General features: G+C 38.2%; 16 protein-coding genes. All 16 read right to left on the reverse strand.

Features of this window, described 5'->3' with window-relative positions:
- Nucleotides 1-95: 95 nt before the first annotated feature.
- Nucleotides 96-1,199 (reverse strand): glycosyltransferase family 4 protein, encoded by a 1,104-nt coding sequence (locus BLU47_RS08170; protein ID WP_091961060.1) that lies wholly within the window; start codon nucleotides 1,197-1,199, stop codon nucleotides 96-98.
- A 38-nt stretch (nucleotides 1,200-1,237) separates the two neighbouring features.
- On the reverse strand, nucleotides 1,238-2,305 hold the full coding sequence (locus BLU47_RS08175) for a glycosyltransferase (protein WP_091960983.1): 1,068 nt from the start codon (nucleotides 2,303-2,305) through the stop codon (nucleotides 1,238-1,240).
- 6 nt (nucleotides 2,306-2,311) lie between these two features.
- Complete coding sequence (locus tag BLU47_RS08180) at nucleotides 2,312-3,217, reverse strand: glycosyltransferase family 2 protein (RefSeq protein WP_091960986.1); 906 nt, start codon at nucleotides 3,215-3,217, stop codon at nucleotides 2,312-2,314.
- A gap of 4 nt (nucleotides 3,218-3,221) precedes the next feature.
- Nucleotides 3,222-4,328, reverse strand: a complete 1,107-nt coding sequence (locus BLU47_RS08185) for an EpsG family protein (RefSeq protein WP_176780507.1) — start codon at nucleotides 4,326-4,328, stop codon at nucleotides 3,222-3,224.
- The gene (locus BLU47_RS08190; RefSeq protein WP_091960992.1) at nucleotides 4,325-5,086 is read right to left on the reverse strand and encodes a glycosyltransferase family 32 protein; all 762 of its coding nucleotides are present in this window, start codon (nucleotides 5,084-5,086) and stop codon (nucleotides 4,325-4,327) included. Before BLU47_RS08190 ends, BLU47_RS08185 begins: the two co-directional genes overlap by 4 nt.
- On the reverse strand, nucleotides 5,071-6,063 hold the full coding sequence (locus BLU47_RS08195; protein WP_091960995.1) for a glycosyltransferase family 8 protein: 993 nt from the start codon (nucleotides 6,061-6,063) through the stop codon (nucleotides 5,071-5,073). Before BLU47_RS08195 ends, BLU47_RS08190 begins: the two co-directional genes overlap by 16 nt.
- Nucleotides 6,064-6,082: 19 nt before the next feature.
- Nucleotides 6,083-7,318 (reverse strand): glycosyltransferase, encoded by a 1,236-nt coding sequence (locus tag BLU47_RS08200; RefSeq protein WP_091960997.1) that lies wholly within the window; start codon nucleotides 7,316-7,318, stop codon nucleotides 6,083-6,085.
- 339 nt (nucleotides 7,319-7,657) lie between these two features.
- Complete coding sequence (locus tag BLU47_RS15270; protein ID WP_091961003.1) at nucleotides 7,658-8,344, reverse strand: acyltransferase family protein; 687 nt, start codon at nucleotides 8,342-8,344, stop codon at nucleotides 7,658-7,660.
- On the reverse strand, nucleotides 8,344-9,522 hold the full coding sequence (locus tag BLU47_RS08215) for a glycosyltransferase (protein ID WP_091961023.1): 1,179 nt from the start codon (nucleotides 9,520-9,522) through the stop codon (nucleotides 8,344-8,346). Before BLU47_RS08215 ends, BLU47_RS15270 begins: the two co-directional genes overlap by 1 nt.
- Nucleotides 9,519-10,535 carry a glycosyltransferase family 2 protein gene (locus BLU47_RS08220; protein ID WP_091961025.1) on the reverse strand — a complete coding sequence of 339 codons (1,017 nt, stop codon included), beginning with the start codon at nucleotides 10,533-10,535 and terminating at the stop codon, nucleotides 9,519-9,521. The genes BLU47_RS08215 and BLU47_RS08220 overlap by 4 nt, the downstream gene beginning before the upstream one ends.
- Nucleotides 10,508-11,383, reverse strand: coding sequence for a polysaccharide pyruvyl transferase family protein (locus tag BLU47_RS08225; protein ID WP_091961028.1), 876 nt, complete (start codon nucleotides 11,381-11,383; stop codon nucleotides 10,508-10,510). The genes BLU47_RS08220 and BLU47_RS08225 overlap by 28 nt, the downstream gene beginning before the upstream one ends.
- Before the next feature lie 259 nt (nucleotides 11,384-11,642).
- On the reverse strand, nucleotides 11,643-12,617 hold the full coding sequence (locus tag BLU47_RS08230) for a glycosyltransferase family 2 protein (protein ID WP_091961030.1): 975 nt from the start codon (nucleotides 12,615-12,617) through the stop codon (nucleotides 11,643-11,645).
- A gap of 31 nt (nucleotides 12,618-12,648) precedes the next feature.
- Nucleotides 12,649-13,710, reverse strand: coding sequence for a glycosyltransferase family 2 protein (locus BLU47_RS08235; RefSeq protein WP_091961033.1), 1,062 nt, complete (start codon nucleotides 13,708-13,710; stop codon nucleotides 12,649-12,651).
- A 1-nt stretch (nucleotide 13,711) separates the two neighbouring features.
- The gene (gene glf / locus BLU47_RS08240; protein WP_091961036.1) at nucleotides 13,712-14,836 is read right to left on the reverse strand and encodes a UDP-galactopyranose mutase; all 1,125 of its coding nucleotides are present in this window, start codon (nucleotides 14,834-14,836) and stop codon (nucleotides 13,712-13,714) included.
- A gap of 22 nt (nucleotides 14,837-14,858) precedes the next feature.
- The gene (locus tag BLU47_RS08245) at nucleotides 14,859-16,529 is read right to left on the reverse strand and encodes an HAD-IA family hydrolase (protein WP_143025506.1); all 1,671 of its coding nucleotides are present in this window, start codon (nucleotides 16,527-16,529) and stop codon (nucleotides 14,859-14,861) included.
- A gap of 118 nt (nucleotides 16,530-16,647) precedes the next feature.
- Nucleotides 16,648-17,978: IS66 family transposase (locus BLU47_RS08250; protein WP_091961041.1), on the reverse strand; the 1,331-nt coding region annotated here is incomplete at its 5' end.

Below are 17,978 nucleotides of genomic sequence, written 5' to 3' on the forward strand. Positions count from 1 at the left end.
CGCTTGGTGAAAGCGGCAGAGCCGAGCGGCAAGCGAGCAAGCTCGAGCGATCGTTAGGGTTAGGGTTAAGGTTAAGGTTAACGTTCCCGTTCCCGTTATAATATCTCATCATAAAAGTCATAAAGGCACTTACGTACAAAGCTTTGTTCAAATCGTGAGGCAATCAAGCCCCTAGCTTTCTTTGCCATCCACTCACGACTATTCTTATCTTTCAGCATGGTCAGCATGGCATCAAACAGGGCATTTTCATCCATTGGTGGAATGATAACGCCATTCTCTCCTTGCTTGATGATATCCCTTGAGCCGTTAATGTCAGTAACGATTGAAGGCAAGCCCATTGCACCAGCTTCCAGCACCGTGTTCGGGAAGCCCTCACGATAACTAGGGAACACAAAGCAATCGGCTGTAGCATAATAGGCCAACAGCTCATCACCATACTTAGGTCCTACAGCCTCAATGGCAGGGTTATCACTGATTATTTTTCGAGCCTCCGCACTGATGGGGTCAAGCGTATCCTCATAATCGCCAACAAGAATCAGTCTTGCTGGAGCGAATCCAGACAACAGATTAAAAGCCCTACACAGCTCGTTGATACCCTTGTCTTTAACGATTCTACCCACAAAGAGGAAAACAAGCGAATCGTCTTTCTTTGCCATCAAATCAACTGTGAACTTTGAATCCTGAACCCTTAATCTGGAGTAATAATCCATGTCAACCCCTTTGACATTACCATAGCCCAATACCCTCATCGGTTTCTTTGTAATTCCATGATTCCGCAAATCATTCATGACGCTCTTCCCCTCCGGTATGATATGCGTTGCACAGGCACAGGTCAGTCTGTCTGTTGCCATCAGTATCCTTCGTTTCAGTCCTGTTGATGTAGGCCATACCAGTCCCGTAAACGTATGCACACGCACCGGCACTCCTGTCAGCCTACCAGCCAACATACACAGCAGTCCAGCCTTTGGCGTCATGGAGTGCACCATCTTCGGACGTTCTCGTCGGAAAATCCGGATTAGTCTCCATAGCGCCATCACATCCCGCATCAGCGAGATATGCCGCTCCATAGGCACGCGAATCCCCCGCACGCCATATTTTCTCTCTACCTCGTCTAGTTCTTGTCCTGGTGATGACAGTAGTATCACCTCATACTTTTTCTTCAAATCAGGCAGCATCCCTTCTACGAAACACGTAGACATAGACACTGTACAAGCTCGAATAATTTTTGTTTTACTACTCATATTTTTTCATATACATGTGCGTATGCATCAATCATCTTTTTGATATCGAACTGCTTTGCACGCTCATAACATCTATCAGCTATTTCTTGGTAATATTTCTTATCATCATGTAAATGCTGAATAATCTTTGCCAATGCTTCCGCATCCTCATGAGGGAAAAGGATGCCATAGCCATCTGTTACATCCCGTAAACCATTGACATCACTGGCGACAAACGGTTTCCCTACAGCCATCCCTTCTATGTTTGATAAAGAAAGGCCCTCCCAATGAGAAGACATAACAACAACGTCAGCAGTCTGGAGGATATTAGGGACATCCGTTCTCACACCCATAAGTTTCACACTATCTTGCAGGCTCAATTCATGTATCAAATTCTCCAATTCCGATCTTCTGACACCATCACCCACAAGCCATAGTTCATACTGTTCCTTGGGTAATAAGGACAAAGCTTTTATTACCGTATCCTGGTCCTTGGCCTCTCTGAAGCCTGCTACCATTACAATACTAAATTTATTAGTTTTGAGGGCAACTATTGGATATGCATCGTGGAATTTCTGTACATCAACACCGTTATTAATGGTACAAATGTTATATTTCCTACGACCTAAATAGTCTTTCAATGTCTTTTCCGCAATCTCAGAAATGCATATCACATGGTGGTAACGGCTATACATCCATCTATCAAGTAAACGCAAAATTCCTCCTTGCTCCCGTTTCCGGTTATTGGTACTATGTTCCGTTGTAACAAGTTTCTTCCCACAAATAATATTCGCTATAGCAACAAATAACTGAGGCGAAGAGTTATGTGTATGAACAATATCATATTTACGCATAATCCCAATCAGCCTGACGATATACAACGGATTATAATACGAATGTCCCAACTTGTAAATTTTGCATTCTGGACTTTCTTTCTCCAATCGTTCCATTAAAGGTGTATAAGCTCCATTGAAAACGGCAATGTCCACCTTATGTCCCAAAGCTGTTAAGCGAGGAATGATATTAACCAATAACGTTTCCGCTCCTCCTGTATGAAGCGATGTTATGACGTGAAGTATTTTCATCACACATTATCTATAAAGATTCCCCTTAATAACCTGACGCCTATTGAATAGGTATAATATAACACCGGGGAATAAAGACAATAATGTCAGCCATTTCATGGGTGATTCTTGCAAAAAATGTACATTTCGGCAGCGAATGGAATGTGACACATAATGAATGTTATCCATTACTTTGCGTTTCCACGAGTGCGTCTGCTGCATATCAAACTTCCGAAGAAATGCAAATCCCTTGGGGTTATTCCAATACTGACGCCACATGCCCCTACTCGACCCGTCATCTTGATAGTCAACAATGACATAGACGTCATTGGAAGTCAATAACGGATATTGCACGTCTATCAAATGATATTTATAGGCCAATCCGACATAACGTTCACCATCAAACAACGGATACTCAGGTACGTTACAGATAACATCAGTTCTATAGACCAGTTTCTTATCACCAGAGCCTCCCCGTTCCTCATAATAGTCACGCAATGTCGTTACCAACAAATCATCAGGGAACTTAGCTCCTATAACCTTTCCATCCTCCGTTGCATCAAGACCGATAATACCAGCATACTGTTCTGAACCATGCTGTTTCCAAAACGACACTATTTTTTCCACTGCATCGTCAGGCATCCAGTCGTCCGAATCAATACAGGTATTCAACTCTGTATGTATGTTTTTGTAAGCCGTATTATGTGCCCCATGCATACCCTGATTCTCCTGGTAGATATACCGAATAGGGATCCTATTCTCTGCTATCCACCCTTCCACTAATTGTCGGGTATTGTCCGTAGACCCATCGTCTATCACCAGCCATTCAAAATCCTTACATGTCTGGCAACACAGGCTCTCATAAGTCCGCCCGATGGTATGTGCCCGATTATAGGCTGGTGTAAATATGGTTAATGTGAGTTCACTATTCATATTATTACAATCCTGTATAAAACCACATCAAAAAAGTAAAAGTGACGTGAGCCATCATAATCAGTTGTACTTTTCGGCCTTGATTTCTCCAGAGGTTAAATTTAAACAGCGGATAAGCCAACACAATTCCGTATAAAAACCATGAGAGATATGCGAATCGATTAGAGAAAGGAATACGAATCAAAATAACCCACACAGCATTAGCATATATATAAGTTCCGAGAAGCAAATGGTATGTAAGGTCACAAAGATTCTTTTTAAATATACAATACCAACCTAAAAAGATGGGCATTGCGCTGTATAACAGGAAGTCCCATCGGAAACCAGCATTAGCTATTGCCTCTTCTGTCTCCTCGGTATTCTCGAGAGTTAGGTATTGTTCCATACGTCCATCCAACCCAATCAACATGAATAGACCGCTTAGACGCTCGCCCATCAGTATACTACCTATTACCGCAGATCCCCATATATAAAACATAAATCTGGGCTTCTTATAGAAATAAGAAAATAACATTGCAGCCATAGGCAAGGCAGTCGATTTATGTATGTTTATAGCAATAAAACAGAACAATGCACACCATAATTTCTCTACCCGATTGCCCTTAATATAGGCTATTGCTAATACTATAAAACTCGTAGCTAATCCATTACGAATACCATTTACGCCATACGAGAAGAAAGAAAACGCACCGATAGCACATAACATTAGGAACGTTGCATTATTCAATGCGAAACGTTTACACGCAACATATACAGCATATACATAAAGGAATGAAACCAGGAGAAGAAACATAGAAACTGGCATCATCTGTGAGCAGGTATATTGAAAGCTAGAAAACAGCCAATCACTTACAGACTCTCCTGGGTCATATAAACCATTCATCATCTTTCGATATTTACCCATATAGGCGCCAGTATCGCCTCCGACCCCAGCAGGTCTAAGTCCCATTAAGATGATTAGAAAGGCCATCAGCACAAGTACACCTTTTTTGTAGTTAGCCCGTCCTAAAAGAGCCTGATTACTCATTCTGCTCACCTGTCCACTTTGGACAAGTGTCACGAACCAGGTAATCAGTATATAAATCAAAGAATATAATGCGTGATCTGTCATAAGCGTATTATACTTCGAATCGTTCGTTTTAACTTCACAATCCATTTTGATTTTGTCTCCATCCATGTAGCCGAATACCAATGAATGCTATGGGTATCTGACGTTATAGAGAGTTCTCCTGTAACTCCATTATAAGGATTGAAGAAACGTTGCGGATATATAGTAACATCACATATCGACTGCACCTTTCCATTAGCCTCAAGTCCCTTTCCCAGAAACAAATCCGTCACCATCGGAATCATCGTATAATTGCTTCTCTTCCCATCTGCCCCATAATAGGCCATTCGTGTAAAACCATTAAGAATTTCTTGGTAGATCGGAAGCTCTGCCTCTGCTCCAAGACCCAGCCCTGGGTTTATGGCAATCTTAGTACCTTTCTTTAAGCCATCAATCTCCAAGCCCATAAATGCTCCTCGGGCAACAATATCATCAAAGGGTTTAATGACTTCTACGTCCGTATCAAAATACAACCCGCCATAATGATACAGTACCCAAAAGCGCGCATAATCACTCACAAAGGCATATTTCTTTGCCTCGTATGCTTGTTGCGTATAGGGAATGCTATTCACATCAAACGATAAAATCTTATCAAACAAAACGTTTTCGTTATCGTTAACGTTGTCGTGCAATGATCCCTCTGACCATTGCCATATCTCATAGTCTGGCAGGTATTCCCGCCAACTTGCTATGCATTTTTTTGCTGACTCGGGCAGTGGATTTCCTCCAAACCAACAATAATGTATTATTTTAGGTGCCATTTTTTTATCTTAAGTATAAATGACATTATTTTTTGCGTGGTATTATATACCCAAAGTGGAAGGTTTAGAAACTCCCAACTTAATATTCGTACCACAAATGAGCGATTATCAGATCTAAGAGGCTCTTCCGCCCACCTTGTTTGCCGGTGGAAATTAAGGTAAACTTCCTTGAAAGGGTGATTGGAATTGGCAATCCATGGTCTATTGTAGAATCCTTGAGTGAAATGAATAATAGCAGGATTGGCTTTTGCCTCGTTTACTTCTCGTGCCGTATAAAATGGATTATTAGTTTTGACCAACATCTGAAATGGATGTGAAAGGAAATTTGATGTAAGGTTGTAGCATGGATGTACAACATACTTGCGACCATTACAAACTGCGTTAATGATACCTTGGTCATGATGATGAACATGTCCATTATGAGCATATAAGAAATCAACGAATTTCTGACGCGTCTTTTCTTCACGCCATAATTTTAGATTTATGAGCAGTACACCCGAATTTAGATATTCTGCATCGTTGGCTAAACCTACGTCATTTTTGGCTGAGCTGTTGGGAAGTGTGTCTCTTACTCCTGCGATAAGATTATTGCCTAATGGAACGGTCCAAAAGTCTTGTATATTACCAGACACCACTACGTCACAGTCCAAATAAAGTACGCGCTCCAAATTATAAGGCAAAATATCTGCCATGAAAAGACGAGCGTAGGCACTTAAGGCTATAGTGTTGGGAACTTCAATACCTAAGCGTTGCTGTAGGTCACTAATGTCGTACACATGCAACACTCCTTTGTCTGTGGGTAGATGACGTCTTAATTTCTCTATATTTTCAGGACAGACCCCGTTAGCAAGCAGATGAATATGAATAGACTCAAATTGTTTGTTATTATGGAGAATAGAAACAATAACTACAGATACAAATTCTGCATAGTTGTCATCTGTAGCTAAGACTACATGTAGAGTATCATCTCTAAACATTGTAAAATATATTTGAATTTTATGAAATATTAAGAATCTTATATATTTTGTTCACTTCAGACATTAATCCGTAATCATGTGTAGCTAAATAATGTTTGATTTTTTGTTGCATCTCAACATCTTCATATAGTTTCATAATGGAGTTTGCAATTGATGCATTATCCATCGGGCAGATAATGCCGTCTGTACCGTTTGTGATTTGACTATGTGCTGAAGGATAATCTGTTATTATTACAGGCTTGCATAAAATCTGTGCCTCGCGTACAGTAATACTTTTTCCTTCATAACGTGATGGTTGTACGTATATGTCACATGCCTTGATATATGGGTAAGGATTTTCCCGCTTTCCCAATATAATGACATGTTCCTGCATGCCACACTCTATTATTTTCTGTTTAATTAGTTCCTCCTGAGCGCCAAAACCTATAAGATACCATTTGGCTTTTAATTGAGAGCTGAGAGTTGAGAGTTGAGAATTTAGGTGACGGCAGATGTCAGGTATGTTGTCAAAATTCTTTTGATCAGAAAAACGCCCTATTGAAAGCAAATGTATCTCTCCATTATTATGCGGCATTTCTTCGCTCACATCGAATGCATCTGCTTTTTTTCTAATTGTGTCAGTTGATATTATATTTTCAATTACTATGATTTTCTTCTTCAACTCAGGGAAGGTTCTGAGGAATTGCTCTGTTATAGCATCTGAAATAGATACAATGTAATCATTTTTTGCCCACCTCGGGCCACATACTTCCTTATTTGTTTTTACAGTAGAGAAATCTGTGTGTATCCATTCCATCTTAATGCTTGCATCAACTTTGTCTTGGACAATATGGGGCGGGTCAAGAAAGCTTATTGCAAGATCATAGTGACCAAGATGCTTCAAGGATGGAAGAAATGGAGATACGGCATCAAAGACATAATGAGTAATGCTACCTTCGTTCTGTTGTTCCTTTTGCAGTGATCGGAGATATTTACTGTATTTCCATTTACTCCAAAGTCGAGCGAGAAAAATAGGCAGATGCCCTTCTAATAAAATATCCTTCAAAGGACGCTCTATGGCAGAATAAGCAGGAATCTCAGGTAATAAGTTTATTTTTGGAGGAATATGAGCCATAAGAGGCCCCGTATGTTGATTAATGAAAAGATCAACTTCAACTTTACTTGTATCCAATGCTTGTAATAATCCCAATAGAGCCATTTCTGCTCCACCAAGTTCCATATAATGCATAGAAATAAAAATTCTTTTCTTATTCATTCTTTCTACTCAACAATGAAACAATTCGGTTCTCTAATCCTCCTATAGTATGCAGTCTGATCATATCTATCACAGCACAAACGAAATAAATGACAAAAGGGAATGTTAATATAACCATCAGCCAAGACACGCCATGGAATTGTTGTATACCGACGACCTCACAAATCTTACCCAATATATAAGGAGCCATATGAATCAGATATACAGCCAGACAAGGTTTCGCCCAATAATTGATAACACGTGAATGTATTGTCATATTCTTAAATGCCATGAATAAACATATAGAACCAACGAAACAAAATATGGTGTTATACGAATTCCACGAAGTAAATTCAAACCCTAGCAACCACGAAATTGAATATTGGCATACAAAAAGTAGCACCACTGACACAAGATACCCCCCCCCCAATAATAGCGAGAATTATGTTTTTCTACATAATGAATACGGAGATAACGACCTAACAAATACAAATAGACAAAATTTACTATCCCATACCCCGAGTCTTCAATGAACTGAGGCGCATTCAACAAAAAGTTGAAAGTTGGCCATGCGTACACAACAAGAAAGCCCACGACTAGGAATCTTTTAAAAATATCTCGTTCTAGTGCTTCCACCCATATATTCAACCAAGGTGAAATGATATACAAGACAATGTAACAAGTTACGAACCAATATCGCTTGGTCAGAACAGGTATTAGCGCAAATATATCCGTCTTCGGGGTTAATTCATGCCATGTCATCCCGATAGCCAAGGTCATAAATACAACGGAATAAAAGAAAGTCTGCATGACGAGGCTTATTAGCCGGTCTCTCTTATACTTAATTCCGAAAAAGCCAGAGATCAACACAAATGCATTTACCGCTACACAAAATGCCCCACGAAAAAAAAGTTTGATGATTTCGTCGCTATTACTTAATGAATAAGGAGTCTTATGCTGTATCATCACATGACCAGCAATAATCATCAACATCAGGCATATACGCAATAGCTCTATACTCGAATTTCTTTTTATGTTTGTTTCCATCAATCACCTATAAGTTGATAGAACTTCTCGATTTCTTCTGTATTACCTTTTTTCTCCTGCTGCTGATAAGCAACAATGTGATTATATAATTGCTGATCATTCAGCAAGCGTTCAACTGCATCTGCAACTGCAGCAGGCTCTAGAGCAACAACCAAGCCGTTCTTTTCCTGCACCATTTGATTCCAAACAGCTCCGAATTCCGTAGTTATTACAGGGCAATTCAGCAATCTGGCTTCTGCTATTGACAAGCCAAAGCCCTCTCTTCTTGAAGTTTGGACATATATTGTAGCTTTCTTAAAATAGGGATAAGGATTGCTTTTCTTCCCTAATAATACAAAAGTATCATTCAAGGAATGATTTGTGATGAAATCTGTCATGGAGTCTCTATATTCTCCATCACCGATTACATACCAAATAAACTTAACTCCCCTTTTCTTCAGGATATTACATGCCTCCATTGCGATATCGTAGCCTTTATGAAATCTTTCTAACCTCGCAACCGTTAAAAGACAGGGCTTTGATTCATCTATCGCTTCACCTATGGCTTGGTTTGATAATTTCGTAATAAAATCTGCGTCAACAATATCTTTTATAATCATCATCTTTCCCTCGTATTCAGGGTATTGCTCCCTTATCACCTGGCGAACTTTCTCTGAAACCAACACGATCTTATTATACTGACCATAAAAAGGACGTTGGAAACTTCTATTCCTACTTGAAAAATGGATCTCAGCATTGATCCAAGCTAATTTTTTCTTCGCTTTAATTTTCTCTGCGACATAGAAAGTTGGAATATTATGTGCATAAGCAACCGCCACATCATAACAACAAGGATTTTCTTCTATATAGCTATGAAAGCATTGCCAATATATTCTAGCTTTATCTGTATGATTTGTCTGTTTTAACCTTATCCATATACTATAAATTAGTCGTGCCATTAATTTCTTGTCTAAACATATTAGTTGCCCTAAGAATCCCTTGTCTAGAAATCGGGACAATTGTAAAGGTGGCAACAAATGGACCTGACTTGGCAAGAATTTCTCAAACCCGCCGCCATATCCAAACAATTGAAGCTCTACGTTATATCGACTATAATCGATATTATTCAATAGAGATACTAGACTTTTCTCCGCACCTCCAATGTTTAGTGAATCTATTACAAACAATATTTTTTTCATTTCTTCACTGGAATCTTCTTGAAATCAGATACAAAATGGCCAATAACTCTATTTATAAAAGTATAACACTTAAATGCTGTTTCAGATTGACTATAAAGCATATAATCTAACCTCTTAACAGAACTTTTAAGTTCTGAGCCATATTTCTCATTAAACATCATCCAATAAGTATCAAAGATGTTCTTACAATTATCCGTTCCTAACCTTTTTGCAATAATACGACTTTGATACGTTTGTTTCCAATAAACATAAAGCATATCTGGAACCAAATTCGGATAGTACTTTTTTATGAAAGTCAGTCTATTATCAAATGCCTTTAATAAAGTAACGTGTCTTTCTGAAAACACATTAGACAAGCTTTGAGAATTTTGGCGATAATAATATTTCGCAGCTGGTATCATGCCTACCCTATTTGACTCGTGTAAGACCAAATGTTGCCAAAACATATCCTCCCCCATGTTCACATCTATTGGGAAGTCGTATTTCTTAACTAATTCCGCCTTATATATTTTTCCCCAAATAAAATTTGTAAATAAGCCATCTTTTACAAGATGCTCCATAGCTTTTTCTCTCGAAATGGTTTGAGGATACGGATATTTATTTATTAGCTTTTTGTTATATAGCAAATAATCTTCATAAGCATAGTAAAAACCCGTTTGCACTATCTCACATTCATGAATCGTTGCATATTCGTACATGTCATTTAGGGCAGATGAAGAAAACCAATCATCGCTGTCTATAAAACAGATATATGCACCAAGCGCATCTCTTTTACCAATATTTCTAGAATCAGACGGCCCACTTTGATAATCTTTATTAAGAACCCGTATTAATTGAGGGTATTTTTCTTTATAATGATTACATATAACAAGAGAATTGTCTGTCGAGCCGTCATTTACCAATATAATCTCATCGTTGGGTCCAACTTGACAAAGAATAGAATCAAGACAATTACACAGGTATTGCTCTGTATTATGTATTGGAATTATAATTGAGAGCCTTTTTGTTTCCATTCTTCTAAAATTTCAAAAGGAGTCGATATCAAAAGATTTTTTTGAATTGACCTAATAGCTACCTGAGGTAATGAGATGTTTTCATGTTCCTTAAAGAATTCTTTTACGTGCACTGAAGACTGCAATATTTCATTATAATGTTCGAAGCCAGAATAATAATCAATATTTACAGAACTGAAATAATCCCCAAACTTAAAACCATCAGTATTAATGTCACCTTCTTTTATCCAGATTGCAGGAATACCATAGGCATGAGAAACAATGATACCATGTAAAGATGTTGAGAGGATCATTTTACAACTGCAGATTTCATCCACAACCTTCTCCACATCTTTTGTTCCCATGTCAATAACATAGTATTTGCTCCCATATTTATTCTTAAAAAACGATGTTTCTCTCCAATGGGGAATGATGCCTATATCATATTTTTTTTCCACTTTTGGAGTGTACAATACTGGCAACAATAGAGCTGGATCACCATAAATTTCACACTTAGATCCTATTTTCTTTGCAGACAATTTTCCTCTAATAGCATGTATTTTCCCCCCGTGAAAATCATCACTATTATTCATAAAACCACTTCCCCAGATTTCTGATTTAGAATTTCCATAACTTATTACAGAACCGGCACCAATAAAATTATGCTCCCATGGAAGAACATAATTGGGTAAATCCTTAATTTCGCCAGGATGTCCTATAATTATTTTCAACAAGTTTGCCCATGGTATTGATGCTATCTTGTGCATGATGGATGCCCCAGATAATTTCCCAATAATATATGGAGACAAATAATCACCGAAATTGGGTTGATCTGCCCAATAAATCAGTTTAATTAATTTTTTCCTCATTGATGATACTTTTCCACAAATTCAGAAATCGACATTTCAAAAACATCCTATCGTTCCCCAACAAATTCATTATACTAATCCAACAAGGACAATAATCTTCTTACATCTAGATTTTTGTCTTCACGAACTTTTGCAGTCTTCGAAACAGATAGGGCCTTTTCAATTCCAGAGGCAACATTATCCCCCACCCATACCAAGAACAATATTTCAAAAGCGACACCTCAACTTATCATCTATAGATGAATCTCATCTATCTTCTTCATCTCCTCAACAAGTATAAAAGGAACCAAAAGCGGTGAACAAACAGATATTTCAATAATGACTCAAACGATGTATTACATTTCTTATACTTTTGATAATCGTCTCGATTAATCATTTTTAACTGTTTTCTCCAGTTGGAAGATACAGGTCGTTGAAAAATAGAATTTAAGCAACGATCCATATAAAATGAGACAGGAGACATCATAGTATATTTTATCGAAATGTCATTTATATTAAATACAGACCAAATACTATTAATGATATTTTTGTATTCATTCAAACTATACAGCTCTTTATCAAAAGAAGAGCAACTTGTCGACAATGAACCTTGATGAATATAATATTTATAGTTACACTTATTAATAAAAGCAATCTTTGAATTTGGTCTTTGTGATGCTGCTATAATATATTTTACCATAAACATCATATCCTCTGCTATACAAACCTTGACATCAAATTCCAAATTGTTGTTCTCTATAATTCTTTTTCGGTATAACTTCCCTACAGAGAATCCATATTTGTGAAGTTTAATTTCCCCAAAAAGAGTTTTTGCATCTGATATAGGACAGATTATTTCAGGAAAGTTCCAATCATTATTCCACTTCCCCTCACTATAAACCGATAAGCCATCAATACATAAATCTATATTTAAATCTTTTTGAGTAGCATCGTACAAATCTTGCAAATAATTAGAACAGACCTTATCATCTGAGTCAACAAATACAATCCACTCACCTTTAGCCGTTTCTAATCCTCGATTCCTGGCAGAAGAAGCTCCAGAATTCTGCTGAGTTAATAGTATAATTCGACTATCCTCTGCCTTCCATTTATGCAGGATTTCCAATGAGTTGTCCATAGACCCGTCATCAATTAATAATAATTCAAAGTCTTGATATGTTTGCCCTAAAACACTTCCTATACATTCATCCAAATACTTCTCTGAATTATATACGGGTATAATTACACTAATCATATATCTGCACGTTTTGTAACAAACAGTCAATTCATCTATACGTAATTGGCATTGGATTATTTTCCTCTTTAAATAATTTGTGAAGGAAACGTCTCAATTTGTAATCAGTATAAATTAACATGAATTTTAGTTTATTATGGCGGTAGGCATCAACGTAGTAATAGTTCCTATAAACATCAATTTTGTTCGTTCTCTCATATAATAAAATATCTTTACTGACGATTTCATCTATTTCCTTTATTTCATTCGCATAATCGATTCCTTGTATCAGTAAGGATTGATAAATAAAACGTAAGATCCGAATTGAATGCATTTCCTGTAACGGATATACTTCACTCTCTTTCTGCGAAGATTCTACTAAATTACTAATGATACGCTTAGTTACCAAATAAAAGGAACGAAAATTTTTCTTTATACTTTCAGAACTTATGGATTGTTCATTGCGTCCAATGAGGTAAATGTATACAGTCAATGGAATAAATCTAATGGTTTTAACTAAAGCCAATGGGAAATAATCGTATTCCGTATCTGTGTAAAATGCATTTTCTGTCCATTTCATATTGCATTCCCTAAGGATAGATGTTTTATAGCAGATGGATGGAACAAGTACATTTGCTTTGATACTATCATTTCCCCAGAATTTTTTGTTAATGATTAAGTCTTTGTTGAGTTGAACATCTTTGTTGAAGGTGATATCTACAAAACAGTTCCTTGCTTCATAGAATTCTTTCCGTTCACACAACAACATATCTGCGTCCGTTTTTTCCAATTCATCCACGAATTTTTCATAAGATTTCGAATCGTACCAATCATCAGCATCAAGGGTACGGAAGTATTTTCCTTCGGCACAAGAAAGGCCCACGTTCATACAGGAACCGTAATTGCCATTGGGTTTGTCAACAACAGTGAAATAATGGGGATACCGCGACTCATAAGTTTGTGCAATCTCCAAAGTTTTATCTTTTGAACCATCGTTTACGATCAATACTTGTACGCGGTCCATAACCTTCTCTATACAGATGGAGTCAAGGCAACGGGGCAACAGGGACTCCATATTGTAAGCAGGAATGACTATAGTAAGTAGTTTTTCCATGTCAAATCATCTTTAAATTTAATACTTTTTCTATCACAGGTGCCATATCGTAATACTTGTATTCGGCTAAGCGACCACCAAAAATAACGTCAGATTCTTGCTCCGCAAGTTTACGATATTGTTCTGCCAAAAAGTTGTTCTGTTCGTCGTTTACAGGATAGTATGGCTCCATTCCGTCTTTATACTCGGAGCTATACTCTTTAGAGATGACAGTCTTGGGACAATCATAGACTTCCTGACCAAACATTTCAAAATGCTTATGCTCTATGATGCGAGTATATGGTTCTTCACGAGAAGTGTAGTTGACAACAGCATTGCCTTGATAGTTTGGGCAATCTTTCGTCTCTGTCTCAAAGCGAACCGTACGCCAGTTCAGTTTGCCATACTTATAATCGAAGTATTGGTCTAAAGGTCCACAATATACGAGTTTGTTAGCATATTTCTGCCAATCCCTGTATTCAGAATTGAAGAAATCGGTATCTGTCAGGCAATCAACGCCTTCTAGAAGGCCTTCTATTAGCTTATTGTATCCTCCAATAGGTATTCCCTGATATTTATCATTGAAATAGTTATTGTCGAAGACCATACGTACAGGGAGGCGTTTGATGATAAATGCCGGCAACTCTGTGCATTTCCTACCCCATTGTTTCTCGGTATATTCCTTGATAAGTTTCTTAAAGATATCTTTTCCTATTAAAACCAATGCTTGTTCTTCAAGGTTCTGAGGCTCTCTACCATTAAGCCTTTTTGCCGCCTCTGCTTTTTGTTCTTCTATCTTTGCCTTTGCCTCTTCAGGAGTCGTCACTCCCCACATCTGATAGAAGGTATTCATATTAAAGGGAAGGTTATAGAGTTCCCCCTTATAATTTGCTATAGGACTGTTGGTATACCTATTAAATGGAACAATGCTATTTACAAAATCCCATACTTCTTTGTTTGATGTATGGAAGATATGTGCACCATACTTGTGTACGTTTATGCCTTCGATTTTTTCACAATAAACATTACCACCCAGATGTGGTCGTTTGTCTATCACAAGACATTTCTTACCCTTCTGTTTTGCACGGTTGGCGAATATTGCTCCAAATAAGCCAGAGCCTACTATCAGATAATCGTATTTATTCATTTGGGAGGACAATATCTTCTTCTCAATTATTAACTATTTTACCAATTTCTGTACTTAAATCTTTCTTCCAATAGTGGAATCCTTTACGATTCAGGAAGCAACAATAATGAGAAATGTCACATACATAGTTTAATGAAACAGAACGAGGCCCCAGCTTTTTAAAATACACCCCATGTTTTAATGGTTTGTATATGACACCACCAAATTGTTTCTGTTCAACATCTGCAGCATTTTTCGCTCTTGAAAGACACGCAGAATCCTCAACAGTTAGATTGAGCATGAAAAGATTTATATACTCTTGCCAATAAGGCGCAGTAATTTCTACTTTTTCATTCATCAAAATTTTCGCACATGCCACAGCCCCATCCGTAATTTCTTGCGATACACTTATCTTGAATTTTTCTTGCTCTGAAACAGAGTGTTTATAATTTGGACCTTCGACTGAGACATCCTTAATAGGTTTTTCTGGAGATCCGAACAAGAACTCTGAAAGCATTTGCCATTGCAAAGAATAAAGATGTGTAGAATATAATGCTGCAGCGCTATGCATATTAGCCATAGAAAGGAGATAGAAACAAAATACGTTGCGCCCAACAGCATCCTCAACCAGTCGCTGTGCAGAAAAGCCTGAGGAGCATCCGTCAATCATTGCTGTATGCTCGTCTATGTTGAATTGCTTAATATATTTCCTATATTCCCTACGGATAGCATCTGTATCAACTCCTTTCAGATGCTGTTCTATATAGTTCTGCCTATCCTTAATAGCCCAAGGATCAGAGCCTATAGCTCCTAGTATAGCTATACTTGTCTGTCGCGGTGCATAAAAATATTCTGTTTCCACTTCTGGGTATATCGCATTACAAATAGCCTTCCACACATACCCATCACGAGCAACAAACATCAATCTATCTTTACCTAAATGCTTTGCGGTTTCGACAATCCATTTCACATAAATATAACCTAAGACACCTCCCATCATAAAACCGAGACGATGCCAATATGTTACATTGGAATGGTCTAAACAGAATCGGTGCCATCCAAAAGCTAAAACTCCAGCCAATTTACTATTTACATGACGAACGAAAGGACATACATCATAAAGGCGATCTATCACTTTCTTATAGTAATGAGTATGAATACCTAATGATTCAGGCATCTTAACATCAGAAATCACGTTATCTCCAATGTGTAGTATATTATCAGGAGATACACCCTCTTTTTGAAGCATCACCTCAAAAAGTTTGCCTGAAGACTTTCTACAATCATAATCACGACTCAAATAAAAGCCATCCCATCCATCAAAACCATTCTCACGCAAAACACTCTGAATGAAATCAGAAGGAAGATACATATCAGAAACAATTATCCGCCGTTTTCCTTGCTCCCCCAATTCTCCCCACATATTAAGCATTTCAGGATTCGCACGAAGCACCTCTCGTTCCAAATTCATTTCTTTCTGCATTAGATGTTTGAATTGCGGAATTAAGTTGTATGCTGTCTCTATTGTTGTTTCACCATCTCTAGATATTGCCTCTTTAAAAGTTTGCGCATCAGCTGCTTTCCTGGCTTTTGTAAAGCCCGGAGCCTGTTCTTTTTCTTCTATTTGCTTCCATACCTCTTGCGGTTCTGCAAAAGGACGAAGAAGAAGCGTATCAAATATATCAAATGAATATATCAAATAGTCTTTCGTCATGAATTTATCACAAAACAAAATTATATCATGTAAACTGTCAATTTTGACGTCCAAGCTTAAAAACAGCCTTTTAGGGCAGCTATCGCTACCTGAAGCGTCTAAATCGTATTAAACTTTATTATTTTTTAATACCGATGGTCATCGGTAACATATTCTCGTAGTCGGTTCTTCCCTGCATGATTGCCTTGAAGAATTCCTTAAAATATTCAAGCGTTGATACGCCACACATCTTACAAGTCTCAATAAACGTGTGGTAAATGACCGATACTTCAGCACCATCATGGCTACCAAAAGTCAGCGAGTTTTTGCGCTCTACTGTCATAGGGCGTAGGGTGCGTTCTGCAAGTGAGTTATCGATACTGTACCGGCCATCTTTCAGATAGAGGATGAGCTGGTTCCAGAAACTGTTCAGATAATTAAGAGCTTTGTGCATCAGGTTACCTCTCATACCACTTGTATCAGCCAGGAGTTTGTCTAACCGCTGCCGCATTTCCTGTATTATTTTGGCGGTCTGCTCTCCTTGCCGTTCTTGCAGTATCTGCTGTGGAGTAAGATGTCTCAATCGGTACTGTTCTTCCAGATCATACAGTCTTCCGATGTTCGAGATAAAGTATTCGGCATCAGCATCCTTGCCTTGTTCCTGAGCATACTTAAACTTAGCTCTTGCATGGGCCAGACAGCACAGGTGGCCCACATCTACCAGCTCTTTGTCCAGATACATATAAACATTAAAGCCGTCCGACTGGAGTGCATCAATTTCAGTATTACCAAGGAAGTCGCGAAGCACTTGGCGTCCACGACTGCCATCGTCGTAGAAATAGACTGCTACCTTAGCTTCTTTGTTCACCATACACCAGATGTATTTCTTTCCGTACTTACCGGCTACCTTCACTCTACACCATGTCTCGTCGCAGTTTACGACTGCACCTTTGGCAAGCAGTTTTTCCTTCAGTACAGGAAGCACTTTCTTAAGGTGGTCAGAGCCCTTTACAAACCAGTTGTATACGGTATTGCGGCTAACGTTCATCTTGTTGTTCAGCAAGCGCACCATCTCGCGATATACTGGGGTATTCATGTGATACTTGTTGAATACGAGATTGGCCAGCAATGAGCAAGAAGCATGAGTGCCAGGGAAACGATCTATTACGGTCTCGTTCTCTGACTCAGCGCTAACCTTGGGGAAATAGCCCTTGCGCATAATGCCGTCCTTATCCTTGTAGATAATCATCTCGTAATCGTGCTGTACAATATAGGATACCTGCTCGTATGTAGATTCGTAAACGCTCTTGATAATGGTTGCTCCTTCAGGGAGAAGATTCACATCAGACTCATGTAAAACACAGTTATCTGCAAACATCGTCTGATACTTCATACCCTTGCGATACTCGAAGCTTTTCTGGGTCTGCTCAGCTGATTCTGATTCCTCTACATGTGCAGCATCTGCTTGTG

The organism is Prevotella sp. tc2-28, from assembly GCF_900107705.1.
In the GTDB taxonomy this organism is placed as follows: Bacteria; Bacteroidota; Bacteroidia; order Bacteroidales; family Bacteroidaceae; genus Prevotella.

What these genes read in the sequence shown, in the direction of transcription:
- BLU47_RS08190 (WP_091960992.1), bottom strand. Translation starts at nt 5,086, where the DNA reads ATGGCACCTAAAATAATACATTATTGTTGGTTTGGAGGAAATCCACTG.
- BLU47_RS08230 (WP_091961030.1), bottom strand. Translation starts at nt 12,617, where the DNA reads ATGATTAGTGTAATTATACCCGTATATAATTCAGAGAAGTATTTGGAT.
- BLU47_RS08220 (WP_091961025.1), bottom strand. Translation starts at nt 10,535, where the DNA reads ATGGAAACAAAAAGGCTCTCAATTATAATTCCAATACATAATACAGAG.
- BLU47_RS08180 (WP_091960986.1), bottom strand. Translation starts at nt 3,217, where the DNA reads ATGAATAGTGAACTCACATTAACCATATTTACACCAGCCTATAATCGG.
- BLU47_RS08170 (WP_091961060.1), bottom strand. Translation starts at nt 1,199, where the DNA reads ATGTCTACGTGTTTCGTAGAAGGGATGCTGCCTGATTTGAAGAAAAAG.
- BLU47_RS08225 (WP_091961028.1), bottom strand. Translation starts at nt 11,383, where the DNA reads ATGAGGAAAAAATTAATTAAACTGATTTATTGGGCAGATCAACCCAAT.
- BLU47_RS15270 (WP_091961003.1), bottom strand. Translation starts at nt 8,344, where the DNA reads ATGGAAACAAACATAAAAAGAAATTCGAGTATAGAGCTATTGCGTATA.
- BLU47_RS08195 (WP_091960995.1), bottom strand. Translation starts at nt 6,063, where the DNA reads ATGTTTAGAGATGATACTCTACATGTAGTCTTAGCTACAGATGACAAC.
- BLU47_RS08175 (WP_091960983.1), bottom strand. Translation starts at nt 2,305, where the DNA reads ATGAAAATACTTCACGTCATAACATCGCTTCATACAGGAGGAGCGGAA.
- BLU47_RS08200 (WP_091960997.1), bottom strand. Translation starts at nt 7,318, where the DNA reads ATGAATAAGAAAAGAATTTTTATTTCTATGCATTATATGGAACTTGGT.
- BLU47_RS08185 (WP_176780507.1), bottom strand. Translation starts at nt 4,328, where the DNA reads ATGACAGATCACGCATTATATTCTTTGATTTATATACTGATTACCTGG.
- glf (WP_091961036.1), bottom strand. Translation starts at nt 14,836, where the DNA reads ATGAATAAATACGATTATCTGATAGTAGGCTCTGGCTTATTTGGAGCA.
- BLU47_RS08215 (WP_091961023.1), bottom strand. Translation starts at nt 9,522, where the DNA reads ATGAAAAAAATATTGTTTGTAATAGATTCACTAAACATTGGAGGTGCG.
- BLU47_RS08235 (WP_091961033.1), bottom strand. Translation starts at nt 13,710, where the DNA reads ATGGAAAAACTACTTACTATAGTCATTCCTGCTTACAATATGGAGTCC.
- BLU47_RS08245 (WP_143025506.1), bottom strand. Translation starts at nt 16,529, where the DNA reads ATGACGAAAGACTATTTGATATATTCATTTGATATATTTGATACGCTT.